Source organism: Mycobacterium sp. ACS1612 (assembly GCF_001667505.1).
In the GTDB taxonomy this organism is placed as follows: Bacteria; Actinomycetota; Actinomycetes; order Mycobacteriales; family Mycobacteriaceae; genus Mycobacterium.
Map to the genome: position 1 here is coordinate 93,801 of NZ_LZHZ01000004.1, position 17,053 is coordinate 110,853.

Genomic DNA, 17,053 nt, shown 5'->3' on the forward strand with positions numbered 1-17,053 from the left:
GAGTCGGTGACGGAATGCGATACCGCCTGGATAAGCGCCTTTACGGTATGGCCGGCAAGCTCTGCGTCACCCGAGTGAATCTTTTTGAGACAGTTCCGGGCGCGAGGACTTGCACGTCGAGCAAGATGGTCGGCCATGGAAAGCTCAGCTGTGACCGGTCCGCGTTCCGGTATGCTCTGTGACCTGAGTCGCACCTCGGTCCTGGACGGTCACCGTCCAACTCCGCCGAGCCGAGCGGCGCAAGGAGCCATCGTGTCAGCACGTCGCCGCGCACCGCGAATCGAAGATATACGCGCCCAGTTCCTCACCTCGTCCGACCCCGACCACGCAGTGCCGCCCGAGCTCCTACGCTCGTGGCGGCGTTCCCAAGAGGCACTCGGTGTCCCTGCGAACGTGCGCGACGTGCCGCGCGTCGACGAAGATCTTCTCGACAACCGTCTCGTCGAGATGTTTCAAGCCCCGATGGCCAGGGTCGCCGAAGATCTCGAGGGTTCGGGCATGGGCCTGCTGCTCGCCGATGCGCAGGGCCGCATCCTTCAGCGGTGGTCGCACGACAGGATGGCGATGACCCACCTCGACCGCCTCGGCTCGGTCCGCGGCGCGGTGCTCGCCGAGGACGCGGTGGGCACCAACGGCATCGGCACGGCCATCGCTGCGGGCAGAAGCGTGCAGATCGAGGGCGCCCAGCACTTCGCGGACCTCTACCAGAATGCGCTGTGCACCGGGGCACCGGTCTGGCATCCGATCACCGGCAAACTGCTTGCGGTGGTTACGGTTTCGACGACGATCAGCGAGCGAAGCGGCCTGCTGCTTCCGCTGACGAATTCGGTGGCCGCCCAGCTCGAAGAGCACGTTCTCGATGTGGCACAGCCCGGCGCCAGGGCAATGCTCGTCGCATTTCTCGACGCGTCCGCCAATCACCCTGGCCCGGTGGTCGCGTTCGGTCCGGACGGCCTCACGATGCGCAGCCAGCGCGCGGGAAATCTCACCCAGACCGACATCGACATGATCGGTCACCTGTGCGCCGGAATGCGGCGCAGCACCCGCGTGACGGCCGCACTGTCCACCGGCACCACCACCATCGATGTCACCGCGCTCGATGACGGTGCGGGCGTGGTCGCGGCGCTGCGGCCCGCTCCTCGCTCCACTGCCGCCCGAGGCCGCCCATCGCTGACCGGCCTTGTCGGGCAGTCGGAATCGTGGCGGGCCGCCGCCCACCATGTCAGCAGACACATCGCAGCGCGGCAGGCGCTGATCGTCGCGGGCGAGCCGGGCAGCGGTAAGACTTCGTTGGCGCTCGGACGCCCGTACATCCCTGGTGCGGATGTGGACGGCGCGGTCGTGGTGCATGCCGCCGAACGGCAGATATCGGGAGACCGCACCTGGCTGCAGCGGCTCGCCGATATCCTGGGCGCACCGACTCCCGTCATCATCCGTGGTGTCGAGACGCTCGACGGCCCAACGGTGGCCGCGCTGCGGACGCTGGTCGAGAACAACACCGGCCGTGGAGCGGTGCTGCTCACGATGGCCGCATCGAGCCACGTCGAATCGGAGGCCTTTGCCGCGCGCCTCGGGGCCGCCACGGTATGGGTGCCGCCGCTGCGCGACCGGGTGGTCGACGTCGCGATCCTGTGGAATGCGTTTGCGGCACAACGGGCTCCGGGCATGCGGCTAGAACTCACCGATGACGCTCGACGGGCCGCCGAGGCGCACAGCTGGCCGGGCAACCTGATGGAGCTGCGTGGTGTCGTCGAGCACCTGGTCGCATCGGGTAAACGCGGGCTAGTCCCTCTCGACGATCTCCCTGACGCGATGCGCGGCCACCGCGCCTGGTCGATGATCGAGCGGACCGAGATCGAGGCCATCCGCCGCGCGCTCCAGGAGGCGGGTGGAAATCGATCGCGAGCGGCCGAGCTGCTCGGGATATCGCGGGCCACGATTCACCGAAAGCTCAAGACCTATCACATTTCTGGGTGACTACTGGGCCAGGTATCCGCCGTCGATCACCAGCTCCGATCCGGTGACGAAGCTCGCTTCGTCGGAAGCCAAGAACACCACACCGTTGGCAATCTCCTCCGGCGTGCCTGCCCGCCCCAGCGGCGTCTGGGCCACGACGAACTCGTTGATCTCGGGATCCTGCGCATCGGTGAGCGGTGTCTGGATGAACCCAGGATGCAATGAATTGACCCGCACATTGTCCTTGGCATAGCTGATTGCCGCGCTCTTCGACATGTTGCGGACCGCACCCTTCGTCGCGTGGTAGGCGTGTGCGCCCGCCACGGCGACCGAACCCCAGATCGACGAAATATTGATGATCGACCCGTTGCCCTGTCCGACCATGTGCGGAATGACGGCACGCATCCCCAACCAGGTGCCCGTCTGATTCGTCGCCACCACGCGCTCCCATTCCGCCATCGTCAGTTCGTGCAACGGCTGGTACGCGATGACGCCGGCGTTGTTGGCCAGCACGTCGATTCGGCCGTGGTCGGCAATGACATCGGCGACCACAGCGTCCCAATCGTCTTCCTGCGACACATCGAGCTGCCGATACTCGATGCCAGGGGGTCGTGGACCGAACGATTCGTCGGTCTTCTCCCGACCGGTCGCAACGGTGATGGCGCCCTCGCGGGCGAACGCCTCGGCGATCGCGTGACCGATGCCGCGGCCTGCCCCGGTTACGATGGCCACCTTTCCGTCCAGACGTTCCATCTCGACACTTCCCTTCAATCAGCGGATGCGACGAGACAACCGCGCCGCGCCGCGATCACGAGGCGGTGCGTCACGCTGAGACAGTGGTGCGTCATTTTGCGACACATCGACGGTGGCCGGGCGCTACACCCACACACTCGCAGTGAAGCCGGTCACCACGGCCGGCCGGCCCGAACTGCAGGAGCACAACATGTCCACGCATCAGCCGACCGACCCGCTGGGCCGCATCTACGCGGAATGGACCGAAGAGTTCATCGCGAACCCCGCCATGTCACTGCAACTCATGCGCTGGGTGTTCGAGGATTGGCAGCGCGCCACCGCGGAGCCAGAAGACGTGACCTACCAGTCGACCGAAATCGGTGGCGTACCAGGAATTCTGGTCAAGCCACTCGATGCAGATCCCAGCCAGATGCTGCTCGTGCTGCACGGTGGCGGGTTCGCGCTCGGTTCCTCGGCCAGCCACCGCAAGTTCGCGGGCCACCTCGCCCACGCGTGCGGCACGCACGCCTTCGTCGCCGACTTCCGCAGGGCACCGGAGCATCCGTATCCGGCCCAGATCGAGGACGCCGCAGCGGTGTTCGACGCCTTGGTCACCGGCGGGACTCTTCCGACAGACATCACGTTCGTCGGGGACAGTGCGGGGGCGAACATCGCTATCGCGGCGGCCCTGACGCTGTTGCGTGACCGCAACCGCACACCCGGGCGGGTCATCGCGATCTCCCCGTGGCTGGACATGGAGAACAGCGGCACCACCATCGAAACCAACAACGACACCGACTTCCTCATCACGCGGGAAGGGTTGCAGGGCAACATCGACCGGTACCTGTCCGGTGGCGCGAGCCCAACGGATCCACTGGTCAACCCGTTGTACGCGGACCTCTCGGGCCTGCCGCCGCTGTACATCACCGCATCGGATATCGAATCGCTCTACGCCGACGCCACCCGGCTGTACGCCCGCGCCCGCGACGCCGGTGTCGATGTCACGTTCGACGTCGCCGCCGATCAGCAGCACGTCTTTCCGTTGCAGGCGGGCGTGCTGGCCGCCGCCGATGAGTCGATCTCGACGATGGCGACCTGGTATCGCGAGGGCCGCGCGGCATCGCCCGCAAGCCCGATCGCATTCGAACCGACATCAGCATGACCTCCCCGATCACAAAGGACACTTCGATGAATGCCCGCAACAACTTTGACGCTATTGTCATCGGCGCCGGTTTTTCCGGTCTGGCGATCCTGCACCACCTCCGCGAGATCGGCTTGAGCACACTGGTCGTCGACGCCCAAGACGGTGTCGGCGGAACATGGTGGGCGAATCGATATCCCGGCGTCCGCACCGACAGCGAGTTCAGCTACTACTCGTTCTCCTTCTCGACGGAGGTGCGCGAAGAGTGGACATGGACGCAGCGCTACCCGGCGGGTGACGAGGTGCTGGCTTACCTCAACTTCGTCGCCGATCGCCTCGATTTGCGCAGCAACATCCGCCTGAACACCCGGATAGAGTCCGCGCGCTACGACGAGGGCAGCAACACCTGGACTGTGCACACCGCCGACGGCGATTCGCTGGTAGCGAAGTACCTCGTGAGCGGCATGGGTGTGCTGTCACACGCGATCTACCCGGACATTCCGGGCATCGACAGCTTCGCCGGGGAGAAGTACCACACGGCGCACTGGCCGCGCGACGGTGTCGAGCTGGCTGGAAAGAGGGTAGGGCTGATCGGGCTCGGCGCGTCGGGCATCCAGGTCGTCCCGGCGATCGCGCGCGAGGTCGGCGAGTTCTACGTCTTCCAACGCACACCGAATTTCGTCGTGGAGACCACGAACGATCCGGTGACCGAGGAACAGATGGCATGGGTCCGGCAGAACTATGACGCGATTTACCAGAAGGCCGCCAATCATCCCTTCGGCGTGGCGATGGAGCCGGCCACCTACAGCGCGCTGGAGGTCTCGCCCGAGGAGCGCAGGCGCATCTTTGAAAGCAAGTGGAACGAGGGCGGATTCCATTTCGCCAACGAATGCTTCAACGACCTCGCCACCGATCCTCAGGCCAGCGAGCTTGCGTCGGAGTTCATCCGGTCCAAGATCAAGGAGATTGTCACCGATCCCGCGACCGCCGAGCTGCTCTGTCCGACAACGTATTCGTTCAACGGCAAGCGGGTCCCGACCGGACACGGTTACTACGACGCGTTCAACCTCGAACACGTCCACCTGATCGACACGGCGACCGAGCCGATCACCGCGATCACCGACCGCGGTGTCGTGGTCGGTGGCACCGAGTACGCACTCGACGTGCTGATATTCGCCACCGGATTCGACGCGATGACGGGCACACTGACGAATATCGACATCGTCGGCCGCGAGGGAATCACGTTGCGTGACAGATGGGCCCGCGACGGTCTACGGTCCAACCTCGGCATCTGTGTGAGTGGCTTTCCGAACTTCTTCATGTCGCTCGGCCCGCAGACGCCGTACTCCAACCTGGTGGTGCCGATTCAGCTTGGCGCGCAATGGTTGCAGCGGGCGCTGCGGTGGGCCGAGCAAAACGGTGTTGAACGGTTCGAGGCAACCCCCGAGTCGGAGGAATGGTGGGCGGCCGAGACCGAGCGCACCGGCAAGGCGACGGTGATGTACTCGGAGGGCAAGAAGGCCAAGGCGTGGTTCCTCGGTGAGAACGTGCCCGGTAAGCCGGAAGCGTTTCTGGTGTATATGGGTGGCGGGCATGTCTATCAGGAGCACTGCCGCGAGGCCGAATACCGCGGCTATGCGTCCTTCCTGCTGGACAGCTACGGCGCTGTAGCGGCAGCGCTGTAGCGACGCCGGCCGGCGCTAGGCGTTGAAAACTCGGCGCAGAGCAATGAATCGGAGCAAGGTCGCTATCAGGTTGGCCGCCACGAGCACCGACAGCTCCACCACCTTGCCGACCGTCGGGTCGTACCGATGCAGCGCAAACAGCGACCCGCTGGTGATCGCCAAACAGAACGCGAAGACCAGCAGCCCGCTCAGTTGGTGACGTGTCACGCCGGTTCGGCCGCGGATGCCGAACGTGAACGCCCGGTTGGCGGCCGTGTTCGCGATCGCCGTCAACAGCAGCGCGGTCAGGTTCGCCGCCTGGGCGCCCACCACCGGGTGCAACAGCAGATACAGCAGCGCGTAGGCCAGCGTGCTGGCGACACCGACGATGCCGAAACGCACCATCTGGCCGACCATTCCGCGGGGAACGCCGGGAACCAGCGGTTCGCGGCCGAGGCTGCGCTGCAGTTCGCGCAGCGGCAGTGCGCCGGTCGCCAGCGCGCGGCCCACCCGCCAGCAGCCCTTGAGATCGTTGATGGCGGTGCGGACGATGTCGACCCGCGAGTCGGGGTCGTCGACCCAGTCGACGGGCACCTCGTGGATGCGCAGACCCGCGCGTTCGGCGATCACCAGCAGTTCGGTGTCGAAGAACCACCCGGTGTCGGCGACGTGTGGAAGCAGTTGACGCGCCACGTCCGCACGCACCGCCTTGAACCCGCACTGCGCGTCGGAGAACTTGGCGCCGAGCACGCCGCGCAGGATCAAGTTGTAACTGCGAGAGACGAATTCGCGCTTGGGCCCACGCACCACGCGCGACGAGGCCGCCAACCTGGACCCGATCGCGACATCGGAGTGACCCGAAATCAGCGGTGCGACGAGAGGCATCAGCGCCGACAGATCAGTCGACAGGTCGACGTCCATGTAGGCGACCACGTCGGCATCCGACGCCATCCACGCGGTGTACAGCGCGCCGCCGCGACCCTTCTGGTCGAGGTGGATGACGTCGACATCGGACAACTCCCGGGCCAGCGATTCGGCCACCGCCAAGGTGCTGTCCGTGCTGGCGTTGTCGGCGATCGTGATCCGCGACGGGTACGGCACCTCGGCGGCCAGATACTCGTGCAACCGGCGGACGCTCCCCGGAAGGTCGCGCTCCTCGTTGTAAACCGGGATCACGATGTCGAGGACGTAGCTGCGTGTCGGGCGTTCGGCCACGTTGGCCGTGCGGGGAGCCGCCAGGTCAGTCACGATGTCGAGCGTCTCTAAACATGCTGCTACCCCACTGCGCCGAGACTGGGAGCTTGCTGGAATGCTCATGCCCATGGCGACCGTCTTCACCAAGATCATCAACGGCGAAATCCCCGGCAGGTTCGTCTACGAGGACGACGAGATCGTGGCGTTTCTGACCATCGCGCCGATGACGCAGGGGCACACCCTGGTCGTGCCGCGGGCCGAGATCGACCAGTGGCAGGACGTCGAACCCGCGGTGTTCGGCCGCGTCATGGAAGTTGCACAGTTGATCGGCAAGGCGGTGTGCAAGGCGTTCGACGTCGAGCGTGCCGGGGTGATCATCGCGGGCCTCGAGGTGCCGCATATGCACGTGCACGTCTTCCCGGCCCGCAACCTCAGCGACTTCGGCTTCGCCAACGTCGACCAGAACCCGTCGCCGGAATCACTCGACGAGGCGCAGGCGAAGATCAAGGCCGCCTTGGCCGAATTGAGTTGAGCCTCAACTGACTTGGGCCGGCACGTCCGCGATCCGCGGCAGGTTCACCTTGAACCGGCAGCCCTTGCCCGGTGCGGTGGTGACGCTCACCGCACCGCCGTGCGCATGCACCAGCGAATCGACGATCGACAGGCCGAGCCCGGTGCCCCCGCTGGCCCTGGCGCGTGACGAATCGGCGCGGTAGAAGCGCTCGAACACGCGGTGCGCGTCTTCCTTGCTCATGCCGGGACCCTCGTCGCACACCTCGAGCACGGCGTGCCCGTCGTCGGTGCCCACCCGCACCGTGATGCCCGCGGTGTCGGGGGTGTGCTGCAGCGCGTTGGCGACCAGGTTGCCCAGCACCTGCCGCAGCCTGGCCTCGTCGCCGAGCACCTCCGGAGTGCCGGGACCGTCGAACACCTCCATGGTGATCTTGCGGGCCGGCGGCGCGATCGACTGCGCGTCGTGCACGGCGTCGCTGGCGATGGCCAGCAGGTCGACGCGGTGCCGCTCCAACGGCCGCTGCTGATCGAGGCGGGCCAGCAACAGCAGGTCCTCAACGAGCAGGCCCATCCGGCGGGACTCGCTTTCGATGCGGCTCATCAACATCTCGACGTCTTTGGCCGCACCTTGCCGGTAGAGCTCGGCGAAACCACGGATCGTGGTCAGCGGGGTGCGCAGTTCGTGGCTGGCATCGGTGATGAACCGGCGCATCCTGTCCTCGGAGGTGCGGGCCGCCTCGGCCGACGAATCCGACGATGCCACCGCGCGCTGGATCTGCGCGAGCATTCCGTTGAGCGCCAACGAAAGTCGGCCCACTTCGGTGCGCGGATCACGTTCGGGGACACGACGGTCGAGCTGCCCCGCGGCGATCGCCGCTGCGGTCTGTTCCACCTCGACCAGCGGGCGCAGGCTGCGGTGCACCACCCAGTAGCCGACGACGCCGAGCACCAAAAGCACGGCGGCCCCGATGCCGAGTTGCGCATAGATCAGCGCGCGCACCGTGGTCTGGACATCGGACAGGTCGATCGCGACGGTGGTGAGTTCACCGCGCAGTCCGCGCACACTCATCGCGCGCCATTTGACGTCGGAATGATCGACCGAGCGGACGGTCACGGGCACCGGCCCCACGTCGTTGTCGGCGGGCAGCGCCGGTTCGGCTGCGCGATCGTTCACGGCCATCCAGATGCGGCCGTCGGGGTCGACCCCGCGCACGTAGAAGTTGGACGGCGGCCGGGCCGGGTTGGGTCCTTCGATCGGGGTCGGCGGCATCCGCCGCGGCGCCTGCGCCCAGCTACGCGAAGCGTCGAGCAGCGTCTGGTCGACGCGATTGGTCAGGTCGTGCCGAAGGATCGTGGTGACGGCGATGCCCGACGCCAGCAGGCCGCCCGCCACCAGCACAAGGGTGGCGGCGACCAGGCCAACCCTTAGGGGTATGCCTCGCCCGCGCAGTACCGCCATGCCCCTATTGTCGCGAACTTGCTAGCAAGGTTCTCGGCGCTTGGCCGATGACTCTTCGCCTAACGGCTCATCGCCGCGCCAGCGACTCATCGCGGTTCACGCAGGACGTACCCGACGCCCCGCAACGTATGGAGAAGTCGCTTCTCGCCGGTGTCGATCTTGCGCCGAAGATATGACACGTAGGACTCGACGACGTTGACGTCGCCGCCGAAGTCGTAGCGCCAGACGTGGTCGAGGATCTTGGGCTTCGACAGCACCGTGCCTGCGTTGATGATGAAGTAGCGCAACAGCGTGAACTCGGTCGGCGACAGCGAGACGGGCTCGCCGGCCTTCCAGACTTCGTGGGTGTCCTCGTCGAGTTCGATGTCTGCGAAGGTCAGCCGCGCATTGCGGGGCTCCTCGATGCCGCGACCGGACCGGCGCAGGATCACCCGCAGCCTCGCGACCACCTCTTCCAGGGAGAACGGCTTGGTGACGTAGTCGTCGCCGCCCAGTGTGAGGCCCGCAATCTTGTCCTGCAGGGTGTCGCGGGCGGTCAGGAACAACGCGGGTGCGTCGATGCCGTCGGCACGCAGCCTGCGCAGCAGGCCAAAGCCGTCCATGCCGGGCATCATCACGTCGAGAATCACCGCGTCTGGCCGCACTTCGCGGGCTTTGTCCAGCGCCGCGGGACCATTGGACGCGGTATGGACCTCGAAGCCCTGGAACTTCAGGCTCACTGAGAGTAGTTCGACGATGTTGGTCTCATCGTCGACTACGAGGACGCGCGCCTCGGGCAGATTCTCGGGTAGTGCAGCCATCGCCATTCCGCTAATGTCCACGACTTCGCTTGGAATTATCCTGCACAAACCCTGTCAACTTCCTGTGAGTGTGAATCCAGGGAGTGCTTGGATGCAATGGGTGCGCCGACCTTACACCCATAGACTGGGTGCATGAACCTCGGCAAAGCGCTGACCGATTTAGCTACCGCGCCGGTACGGGTCGGCATCGCGGTTGCCGAGACGGGCCTCGACATCGCCAAGAGCGCGCTCGGCCAGGCCCAGTCGGGTTCGGGTTCCGTGGCGCACATCCTGGGCATCGACGATGCGGTCGAGCGGGCGAACCGGCTGGCCAAGCTGATGGACGACGACGCCCCGCTGGGCAGAGCGCTACGGCCGAACGGTCCGGTCGACCGGTTGCTGCAACCCGGCGGAATCGTCGATCAACTGACCGCCGAGGGTGGGCTGCTGGACCGGTTGACCGCGGAGAACGGTGCGGTGTCGCGGGCGCTGGCCCCCGGCGGGCTGGTCGATCAGTTGACCGCCGAGGGCGGGTTGATGGACCGGATGACCACCGACGACGGCGCGCTGTCGCGGGTCATCGCGCCGGGTGGACTGGCCGACCAACTACTGGCCAATGACGGCCTGATCGAGCGGGTGCTGCGCGAGGACGGGGTCGCCGACCGCCTGCTGGCCGAGGGCGGCCTGCTCGACACCTTGACCGCCGAGGAAGGGCCGCTGCTCAAGCTGGCCGACGTCGCCGACACGTTGAACCGGCTCGCGCCGGGACTCGAGGCGCTGGCGCCGACAATCGATGCGCTGCACGAAGCCGTCGTGACGCTGAGCCAGGTGGTCAATCCGCTGAGCAATATCGCCGACCGGATTCCGCTGCCTGGCCGCCGGCCGCGCGCGCGATCGTCGTCGCGGACCGTGACCTCGCAGCGCATTATCGACGCCGAGCAGTGACCCGATAAACTTGCCGGGTTCACACGCCCCCTTAGCTCAGTGGTAGAGCATCCGTCTTGTAAACGGAAGGCCGTCAGTTCAATCCTGACAGGGGGCTCCACTCGGCGACCACCGGTTGTCGGTAGCCAGTCGTAGCTTCGGCGCATGAGACAGTGTCGCGGCTGCGGTTCCACACTCTCGAAGCGCAGCCAGAAGATCTACTGCGGCAACGCATGTCAGGCGTCAGCCCGGCGCAAGTCGCGTACGGAACAGTGGCTCGAATCCGGAGAAGCCCGAATCGACGGCCACCAGGGTCACTACATCCGCGAGTACCTCGTCGCCGCGCAATCGTGCTGTTGTGCGATGTGTGGCGCGGCAAGCACATGGCAAGGCCTACCGCTCGCATTCGTGTTGGACCACATCGACGGCGACCCGACGAACAACTGCCGGGAGAACTTGCGGTTGGTCTGTCCGAACTGCGACTCGCAGTTGCCGACGTACAAGAGTCGCAACCGCGGCAAGGGCCGCCACTTCCGTCGACAGCGGTACGCCGACGGCCAGTCGTATTGACTGTTAGCTGTTCTACGACTGACACGGCCATCGAAACGGGTATGCCGCCGAGATGACGGTCATCGGCTTTCACTGCTCGCACGAGCAGATCAACCCGGCTCAGTTGTTGCGCGACGTCCAGCACGCGCAGCGGGCCGGCTTCACCGCCGGCATGTCCTCGGACCACTTCAGCCCGTGGAGTTCCCGGCAGGGCGAGTCCGGCTTCGCTTGGTCCTTCCTCGGCGCCGCGCTCGCGTCGACGACGCTGCCCTTCGGCGTCGTGAACGCGCCAGGTCAGCGCTACCATCCCGCGATCATCGCCCAGGCCATCGCGACCCTCGGGCAGATGTTCCCCGGTCGGTTCTGGGCGGCGCTGGGGTCGGGCGAGGCCTCCAATGAGCGGATCACCGGCGAGGTGTGGCCACGCAAGGAAATTCGCGACCAACGGCTTGTCGAATGTGTGACCGTCATACGGCGTCTGCTCGAGGGTGAGGAGGTCAGCCACGAGGGCCTGGTGCACGTCAACCGGGCACGGCTGTGGACGCTGCCCGACGTGGTTCCCGACCTCGTCGGCCCGGCCGTCACACCCGAGACCGCGGCCCGCCACGCCGCGTGGGCGGACGGATTGGTCACCGTCAACCAATCTAAGGACACTCTGCGCAAGGTCCTCGACGCATACCGCGACGCCGGGGGCCGCGGACCTGCCCGCCTGCAGATTCACCTCAGCTGGGCGCCGACCGAGGAACAGGCTCTCGCGATCGCCCACGACCAATGGCGCAGTAACGTTTTCGCCCCTCCGGCTTGTTGGGACGTCGAGTCGGTCGACGCCTTCGACGTCATCAGCGAGAACGTCACTGGAGATCAGGTGAAGCAATCCGTGCTCGTCTCAAGCGATTTCGATCAGCACATCGAATGGCTGCGGGAATTCGTCGACCAGGGCTGGGACGAGCTGTACCTGCACTTTGTGGGTAAGGAGCAGTCCGGCTTCATCGACGCCTTCGGCGAACACGTCCTGCCGCAGCTGTCGCCGACCGCCCCGCAGTCTCGGGTGGCGATCGCATGAGGCGCAGCGACACCGGCGACCTGTGGTGGAAGAACGCCGTCTTCTACTGCGCCGACGTGGAGACGTTCTACGACTACGACGGCGACGGATGCGGCGACATCCGCGGCATGACCGAACGCATCGAGTACCTGTGCGACCTCGGCGTGACATGCCTGTGGCTGATGCCCTTCTATCCGACGGCCCGTAAGGACGACGGTTACGACATCACCGACTTCTTCGGCATCGACCGAAGGCTGGGCACCCACGGCGACTTCGTCGAACTCGTCCGCACGGCCAAGGCAACCGGCATCCGGGTGGTCATCGACTTCGTCATGAACCACACGTCCGATGCGCACCCCTGGTTCAAGTCCGCCCGCCGCAGCACGGATGATCCGTACCGCGACTTCTACGTATGGAGCGCCACCAAGCCCAAGTCCCGCCGCAAGGACGTGGTGTTCCCGGATCAGGAAACCAGCCTCTGGCAGCTCGACCAGCGAACCGACGAGTGGTACCTGCACCACTTCCTCAAACACCAACCCGACCTCAACATCGCGAACCCGAAAGTGCAGGAAGAGATTTCACGCACTCTGGGCTTTTGGCTGGAGCTCGGGGTCTCAGGCTTCCGCGTCGACGCGGTGCCCTTCATGTTCGCGAAAGACTCAGCGCCGGGAGATCCAGGAGTGTTCGACGCCAGTCAATACCTCGGCGACGTCAGGAACTTCGTCACCAGGCGCCTCGGCGACGCTGTTCTGCTCGGCGAGGTGAACCTGCCCTACAAGGACCAACTGGCCTTCTTCGGCGGGCCGGACGGCGACGGGCTGAACATGCAGTTCGACTTCAACGGAATGCAGGCAATGTACCTGTCTTTCGCTCGCAGTGATGCCGGCCCCATCGCCAAGGCTCTTCGGCAGCGCCCGGCACTGGACCTGACCAGTCAATGGGCCAACTTTCTGCGCAACCACGACGAGCTCACCCTCGACAAGCTCAAAGACAGCGAACGCCGGGAAGTCTTTGAGGCATTCGGTCCCGACAAGGACATGCAGCTCTACGGGCGCGGGCTGCGCCGACGGCTCCCGTCGATGTTCGGTGGCGATCAGCGGAGGATGCGGATGGCCTATTCGCTCGCGTTCTCGTTGCCGGGGACTCCCGTCCTTTTCTACGGCGAGGAGATCGGGATGGCCGAAAACCTCGATGTCCCAGGGCGACTCGCGGTACGCACACCGATGCAGTGGACCGCGGGCCACAACGGCGGGTTCTCCGGTGCCAACAAGCGCAGGCTGACCCGTCCGCTCACCGACGGTCTCTACGGCCCGGACCGCATCAACGCCGCCGACCAGCGCCATGACCATCAGTCCTTCTGGTGGTTCATGCGCGACCTCATCTACACCTACCGGCAGCAGCCGGAAATCGGCTGGTCGACTGCCGAAGTCCTCGAGCAGCCCAACCCTGCCGTCCTGGCGCATGTCTGCCGCGAGAAGTCGGGCTGGACGATGGTGGCGGTGCACAACCTCGGAGCGGACCGCTGCATCGTCTCGATTCGACTGGCCGACGTACCGACGGGCTGCACGCTCGTCGACCTGCTCGACGGGCTCGCAGAACACAAGCTCGATCCCGAGGGCAGAATCGACGTCGGCCTCGACGGGTACGGCTATCGATGGATGCGCCTTCGGCGGCCAGAAGACCAGCCGATCATCTGACTCCCGCAGGCCGTTTCGCCGGGGCCGTCGCGGGTAACTCTCAGCGCACGCATCGCGGGAAAGGGATCACCATGCCACTGGATGACGACGACATCACCACCTCGGGCGGCGGAGAGGGTACCGCCGACGGCGGGTCTAACCCCGAAGGTCACGACGGCGGGGCCGACGGTACGGCGGGCGGCGAAGGCCTGGCCGACGGCGGCTCCAACCCACAGGGTCACGACGGCGGGGCCGACGGCACGGCGGGCGGCGAAGGCCCGGCCGACGGCGGCTCCAACCCCGAAGGCCATGACGGCGGTGCCGACGGAACCGCATAGCGGCTTCGCGGCGCTGAGACGCTGCATCGCGATCGACCGGGAAACCTTCGCCAGCGAGTTCTGGGGTCGTAAACCGTTGCTCAGCCCGGCGACTGGGCTGCCGCGCGATTTCCGCGACCTGCTCTCACCGGAGACGGTCGACGAATTGATCGCCGAGCGCGGGGTACGCGCACCGTTCATCCGGATGGCCAAGGAAGGCGGCGTCCTGGCCAAGGACTGCTACCTCGGGCCTGCCGGATTCGGGGCGGAGATCCCGGATCAGGTGGACTCCGCCAAGGTGCTCGCCCAATTCGCTTCTGGCGCAACGATTGTGCTGCAGGGCCTGCATCGGCTGTGGCCTCCGCTGATCGACTTCGTCCAGCAAGCCGTCGACGATGTCGGCCATCCGGTGCAGGCGAACGCCTACATCACACCGCCCAGCAATCGTGGCTTCGACCCGCACTACGACGTGCACGACGTGTTCGTGTTGCAGGTCGCCGGTCAGAAGCGATGGATGGTGCACGAACCCGTGCACCGCCATCCGCTGCCCTCGCAGCCGTGGACTCGCTACCGGTCCGCGATCGCAGAGCGGGTGAGCGACGATCCGGTGATCGACACCGTGCTGTCCGAAGGCGACGCACTGTACCTCCCGCGCGGCTGGGTGCACGCTGCGCAGGCGTTGGACACCACGTCCATCCACCTGACCGTCGGCGTATCCGCGGTCACCGGTGTGGATGTCGCGCGCGCGGTCATCGACCAGTTGGCGACGACCGAAGAGTTCCGACGGTCGTTGCCGCTGGGCCGAAACCCCGCCGATCAGGATGAGATCATCGCGACGGTGACGAAGGTGATGGCGGAAATGGTCGATACATTGCGCGACGAGGCGACCACCGTCAGCGCAGGCGCCGCCGCACAGTTGACACAGGGGCACGCCAAACACACACGGCCCGTAGCCGTGCGCCCGCTGGTCGCGTTCAGCGCGTCGGAATCCGCTGACACCATTCGGGTCCGGTGGCGCCGCGGACTGGTGGCCACGATGGCACACACCGACGGACGCGTCGTGCTGCGATTACCGGACAAGGTGATGACGTTCCCGATGTCGTGCGCGGAGGCCATAGCGGCGCTTCACCGCGGGCTTGCCGCCGACGCGGCGGCGATGCCGGGTCTCGACCACACCGACGCCGCAGTGCTGATTCGTCGGCTGCTTCGAGAGGCCGTTGTCGAGCCGGACAACGGATGACCGCGGCCAAGCGAGCGCCATGCAGCGATCAGTCGCTTGCCCGTGGCGATCCGATGTACGGCACCGCTTCGGCGGGCTCGTCCTGGGTGTTGCTCGAATTGCCGGGCGGCTGGGGGTATTCGGCGTTTCTTCGATCTCCGGCGATCATCGATCCGGAACTCGGCCGCGCCATCGTCCGTCGGGTTGAGACGGCGAAGATGCGTATCGCGGCGATCCGAAAGCACGGCCGACGCTCTGCCACGCCGCGATGGCGGTGGTTCATCGCGCACGCCGATGTCGGCAGAGAAGTGTTGTACGGCGGGGAGGTGGCTCATCCGCGCGAGTACCTGGACATCGCGCTCGACGGAAGTGACGGCACCGTGCAGACGGATCCGCTCGTCGCGGTCTGTGCGCACGGTAAGCACGATCAGTGCTGCGCCGTTCGTGGTCGCACTGCCTGTAAGGCGATCGCGGCGGAGTACCCCGACTTCACTTGGGAGTGCTCGCATCTGGGTGGGGACCGGTTCGCGGCCACCATGCTGGTGTTGCCGGAAGGGCTGTGTTACGGCCGGGTCGACTCGACCGATTCGGCGGATCTCGTCCGGCTGTATCTCGACGGGCGGGTTAACAACGCGTTGCTGCGGGGCCGTACCTCGCTGCCGCATGCCGTCCAGGCCGCGCAGTACTTCGCCCGCGAGGCCACCGGTGACGACCGTATCGCCGGCTTGCCGCCAGTCGAAGTCGAGCGGGGCGAGCACAGGATCCGCGTAGTGCTCAGCAGCGAGCAGGGCCCGCTCGAAGTCTGCCTCACCGAGGAGATGTCCGAGCCGCTGTTCTCGCAATGCCATGCGCAGGTGTCCGGACCGGTCCGGACTTTCTCACTCGCGTCGATCACCACACTGCCGGGATGAATCGGCGAAGCCGCACCCGTTCGGAGGCGATAGGAAGCTGTCACGGATACGGAGGAGCGGTCATGAGCTTGGACAATATTTCGGACCTCGGCGCGCAGGGTCTCGACGAGTTGGTGCCGTCGCGGTACGCGATGCAGGTCGGCGATCTCGATGTGCTGGTGATCAGCGACGGCATGCTGCCCATCCCCGCCAAGACGATGGCGTACAACGCAGACTCGGCCGACCTCGCGGGCTGGCTGGACGACATGTTCCTGCCGCCGGACGTGCTCGACTGGCCGCTGAACGTAGCGGTGGTGCGCAGCGGCAGCCAGACCATCCTCATCGACGCGGGCCTGGGAGGCGAGTTCCCAGACTTCCCGCGGGCGGGGCAGCTGGCAATGCGGTTGCACGCCGCGGGCATCGACCCCGCATCGGTGACCGACGTCGTGCTCACCCACATGCACATGGACCACGTCGGCGGACTGCTCGGCGACGGCCTGCAGCAGGAACTCAGCCCGGAGGTGCGGGTCCACGTGGCGGCGGCGGAAGCGGAGTTCTGGGAGGCGCCCGACTTCTCTCACACCCGCATGCCCGCTCCGGTGCCGGACGCGCTTCGGTCCGCCGCCTCCCGGTTCCTCGACGAATACCGCAGTCGGTTACAACCATTCGAGACGGAGCACGAGGTGGCGCCCGGAGTGATGGTGACCAAGACAGGCGGCCACACCCCCGGACACAGCGTGGTCCGGCTGGCGTCGCGGGGCGGCGCGTTGACGTTCGCGGGCGACGCCGTGTTCCAGGTCGGCTTCGACCAGCCCGACTGGTTCAACGGCTTCGAACACGACCCGGAGGAAGCGGCCCGCGTCCGGGTCCGTCTGCTGCGCGAACTGGCGGCGACCGGCGAGGCGCTGGTGGCCACGCACCTGCCGTTCCCGTCGGTCTGCCATGTGGCTGCCGCCGGTGACGTATTCCGGTGCGTGCCCGCCGTCTGGGACTACTGA

Annotated in this window: 16 protein-coding genes and 1 tRNA gene; 13 read left to right on the forward strand and 4 right to left on the reverse strand. The window is 66.2% G+C overall.

Annotation, left to right across the window (positions count from 1 at the left end; translation table 11 throughout):
- The first annotated feature begins 252 nt into the window (after positions 1 to 252).
- A complete protein-coding gene (locus A5724_RS01710) occupies positions 253 to 1,977 on the forward strand; it encodes a sigma-54-dependent Fis family transcriptional regulator (protein ID WP_067795193.1) in 1,725 nt (574 codons plus the stop codon).
- On the opposite strand, the gene A5724_RS01715 is transcribed toward A5724_RS01710, so the two are convergent.
- Positions 1,978 to 2,709 carry an SDR family NAD(P)-dependent oxidoreductase gene (locus tag A5724_RS01715; RefSeq protein ID WP_067795199.1) on the reverse strand — a complete coding sequence of 244 codons (732 nt, stop codon included), beginning with the start codon at positions 2,707 to 2,709 and terminating at the stop codon, positions 1,978 to 1,980. It lies immediately after the preceding gene.
- Between the two features lie 112 nt (positions 2,710 to 2,821).
- Between A5724_RS01715 and A5724_RS01720 the strand changes: the two genes are divergently transcribed.
- Positions 2,822 to 3,850, forward strand: a complete 1,029-nt coding sequence (locus tag A5724_RS01720) for an alpha/beta hydrolase fold domain-containing protein (RefSeq protein ID WP_232004664.1) — start codon at positions 2,822 to 2,824, stop codon at positions 3,848 to 3,850.
- Positions 3,847 to 5,514 carry an NAD(P)/FAD-dependent oxidoreductase gene (locus tag A5724_RS01725; protein WP_232004665.1) on the forward strand — a complete coding sequence of 556 codons (1,668 nt, stop codon included), beginning with the start codon at positions 3,847 to 3,849 and terminating at the stop codon, positions 5,512 to 5,514. Before A5724_RS01720 ends, A5724_RS01725 begins: the two co-directional genes overlap by 4 nt.
- A 15-nt stretch (positions 5,515 to 5,529) precedes the next feature.
- Here the strand turns inward: A5724_RS01725 and A5724_RS01730 are convergent, their stop codons facing one another.
- The gene (locus A5724_RS01730) at positions 5,530 to 6,804 is read right to left on the reverse strand and encodes a glycosyltransferase (RefSeq protein ID WP_369830596.1); all 1,275 of its coding nucleotides are present in this window, start codon (positions 6,802 to 6,804) and stop codon (positions 5,530 to 5,532) included.
- Between the two features lie 10 nt (positions 6,805 to 6,814).
- Here A5724_RS01730 and A5724_RS01735 point away from each other — a divergent pair, with 10 nt between their 5' ends.
- A complete protein-coding gene (locus tag A5724_RS01735; protein WP_067795671.1) occupies positions 6,815 to 7,219 on the forward strand; it encodes an HIT family protein in 405 nt (134 codons plus the stop codon).
- A gap of 3 nt (positions 7,220 to 7,222) precedes the next feature.
- Here the strand turns inward: A5724_RS01735 and A5724_RS01740 are convergent, their stop codons facing one another.
- Entirely contained in the window at positions 7,223 to 8,659 is a 1,437-nt protein-coding gene (locus A5724_RS01740) for a cell wall metabolism sensor histidine kinase WalK (protein WP_156752084.1), read from the reverse strand.
- An 86-nt stretch (positions 8,660 to 8,745) separates the two neighbouring features.
- The gene (locus A5724_RS01745; RefSeq protein ID WP_067795208.1) at positions 8,746 to 9,465 is read right to left on the reverse strand and encodes a response regulator transcription factor; all 720 of its coding nucleotides are present in this window, start codon (positions 9,463 to 9,465) and stop codon (positions 8,746 to 8,748) included.
- Positions 9,466 to 9,591: 126 nt separating this feature from the next.
- Between A5724_RS01745 and A5724_RS01750 the strand changes: the two genes are divergently transcribed.
- The 9 genes from A5724_RS01750 to A5724_RS01790 all read left to right on the forward strand — a co-directional run bounded on the left by A5724_RS01750 (position 9,592) and on the right by A5724_RS01790 (position 17,053).
- Entirely contained in the window at positions 9,592 to 10,383 is a 792-nt protein-coding gene (locus A5724_RS01750) for a hypothetical protein (protein WP_067795211.1), read from the forward strand.
- Between the two features lie 25 nt (positions 10,384 to 10,408).
- Positions 10,409 to 10,483, forward strand: a tRNA-Thr gene (locus tag A5724_RS01755).
- Positions 10,484 to 10,527: 44 nt separating this feature from the next.
- The gene (locus A5724_RS01760) at positions 10,528 to 10,932 is read left to right on the forward strand and encodes an HNH endonuclease (protein ID WP_067795214.1); all 405 of its coding nucleotides are present in this window, start codon (positions 10,528 to 10,530) and stop codon (positions 10,930 to 10,932) included.
- 52 nt (positions 10,933 to 10,984) lie between these two features.
- Positions 10,985 to 11,974: a TIGR03885 family FMN-dependent LLM class oxidoreductase gene (locus tag A5724_RS01765; RefSeq protein ID WP_067795217.1), complete on the forward strand. Its 990-nt coding sequence runs from the start codon at positions 10,985 to 10,987 to the stop codon at positions 11,972 to 11,974.
- Positions 11,971 to 13,650 carry an alpha-amylase family protein gene (locus tag A5724_RS01770; RefSeq protein WP_067795220.1) on the forward strand — a complete coding sequence of 560 codons (1,680 nt, stop codon included), beginning with the start codon at positions 11,971 to 11,973 and terminating at the stop codon, positions 13,648 to 13,650. Before A5724_RS01765 ends, A5724_RS01770 begins: the two co-directional genes overlap by 4 nt.
- A gap of 71 nt (positions 13,651 to 13,721) precedes the next feature.
- Complete coding sequence (locus tag A5724_RS01775; protein WP_067795222.1) at positions 13,722 to 13,967, forward strand: BatC protein; 246 nt, start codon at positions 13,722 to 13,724, stop codon at positions 13,965 to 13,967.
- Positions 13,939 to 15,186 carry a cupin domain-containing protein gene (locus A5724_RS01780; RefSeq protein WP_067795225.1) on the forward strand — a complete coding sequence of 416 codons (1,248 nt, stop codon included), beginning with the start codon at positions 13,939 to 13,941 and terminating at the stop codon, positions 15,184 to 15,186. Before A5724_RS01775 ends, A5724_RS01780 begins: the two co-directional genes overlap by 29 nt.
- Complete coding sequence (locus tag A5724_RS01785) at positions 15,183 to 16,076, forward strand: sucrase ferredoxin (RefSeq protein WP_067795228.1); 894 nt, start codon at positions 15,183 to 15,185, stop codon at positions 16,074 to 16,076. Before A5724_RS01780 ends, A5724_RS01785 begins: the two co-directional genes overlap by 4 nt.
- 62 nt (positions 16,077 to 16,138) lie before the next feature.
- Entirely contained in the window at positions 16,139 to 17,053 is a 915-nt protein-coding gene (locus A5724_RS01790) for an MBL fold metallo-hydrolase (RefSeq protein ID WP_067795233.1), read from the forward strand.

Coding starts and splice junctions, on each gene's coding strand:
- A5724_RS01715 (WP_067795199.1), bottom strand. CDS start 2,709: ATGGAACGTCTGGACGGAAAGGTGGCCATCGTAACCGGGGCAGGCCGC.
- A5724_RS01725 (WP_232004665.1), top strand. CDS start 3,847: ATGACCTCCCCGATCACAAAGGACACTTCGATGAATGCCCGCAACAAC.
- A5724_RS01735 (WP_067795671.1), top strand. CDS start 6,815: ATGGCGACCGTCTTCACCAAGATCATCAACGGCGAAATCCCCGGCAGG.
- A5724_RS01740 (WP_156752084.1), bottom strand. CDS start 8,659: ATGGCGGTACTGCGCGGGCGAGGCATACCCCTAAGGGTTGGCCTGGTC.
- A5724_RS01745 (WP_067795208.1), bottom strand. CDS start 9,465: ATGGCGATGGCTGCACTACCCGAGAATCTGCCCGAGGCGCGCGTCCTC.
- A5724_RS01750 (WP_067795211.1), top strand. CDS start 9,592: ATGAACCTCGGCAAAGCGCTGACCGATTTAGCTACCGCGCCGGTACGG.
- A5724_RS01760 (WP_067795214.1), top strand. CDS start 10,528: ATGAGACAGTGTCGCGGCTGCGGTTCCACACTCTCGAAGCGCAGCCAG.
- A5724_RS01765 (WP_067795217.1), top strand. CDS start 10,985: ATGACGGTCATCGGCTTTCACTGCTCGCACGAGCAGATCAACCCGGCT.
- A5724_RS01770 (WP_067795220.1), top strand. CDS start 11,971: ATGAGGCGCAGCGACACCGGCGACCTGTGGTGGAAGAACGCCGTCTTC.
- A5724_RS01775 (WP_067795222.1), top strand. CDS start 13,722: ATGCCACTGGATGACGACGACATCACCACCTCGGGCGGCGGAGAGGGT.
- A5724_RS01780 (WP_067795225.1), top strand. CDS start 13,939: ATGACGGCGGTGCCGACGGAACCGCATAGCGGCTTCGCGGCGCTGAGA.
- A5724_RS01785 (WP_067795228.1), top strand. CDS start 15,183: ATGACCGCGGCCAAGCGAGCGCCATGCAGCGATCAGTCGCTTGCCCGT.
- A5724_RS01790 (WP_067795233.1), top strand. CDS start 16,139: ATGAGCTTGGACAATATTTCGGACCTCGGCGCGCAGGGTCTCGACGAG.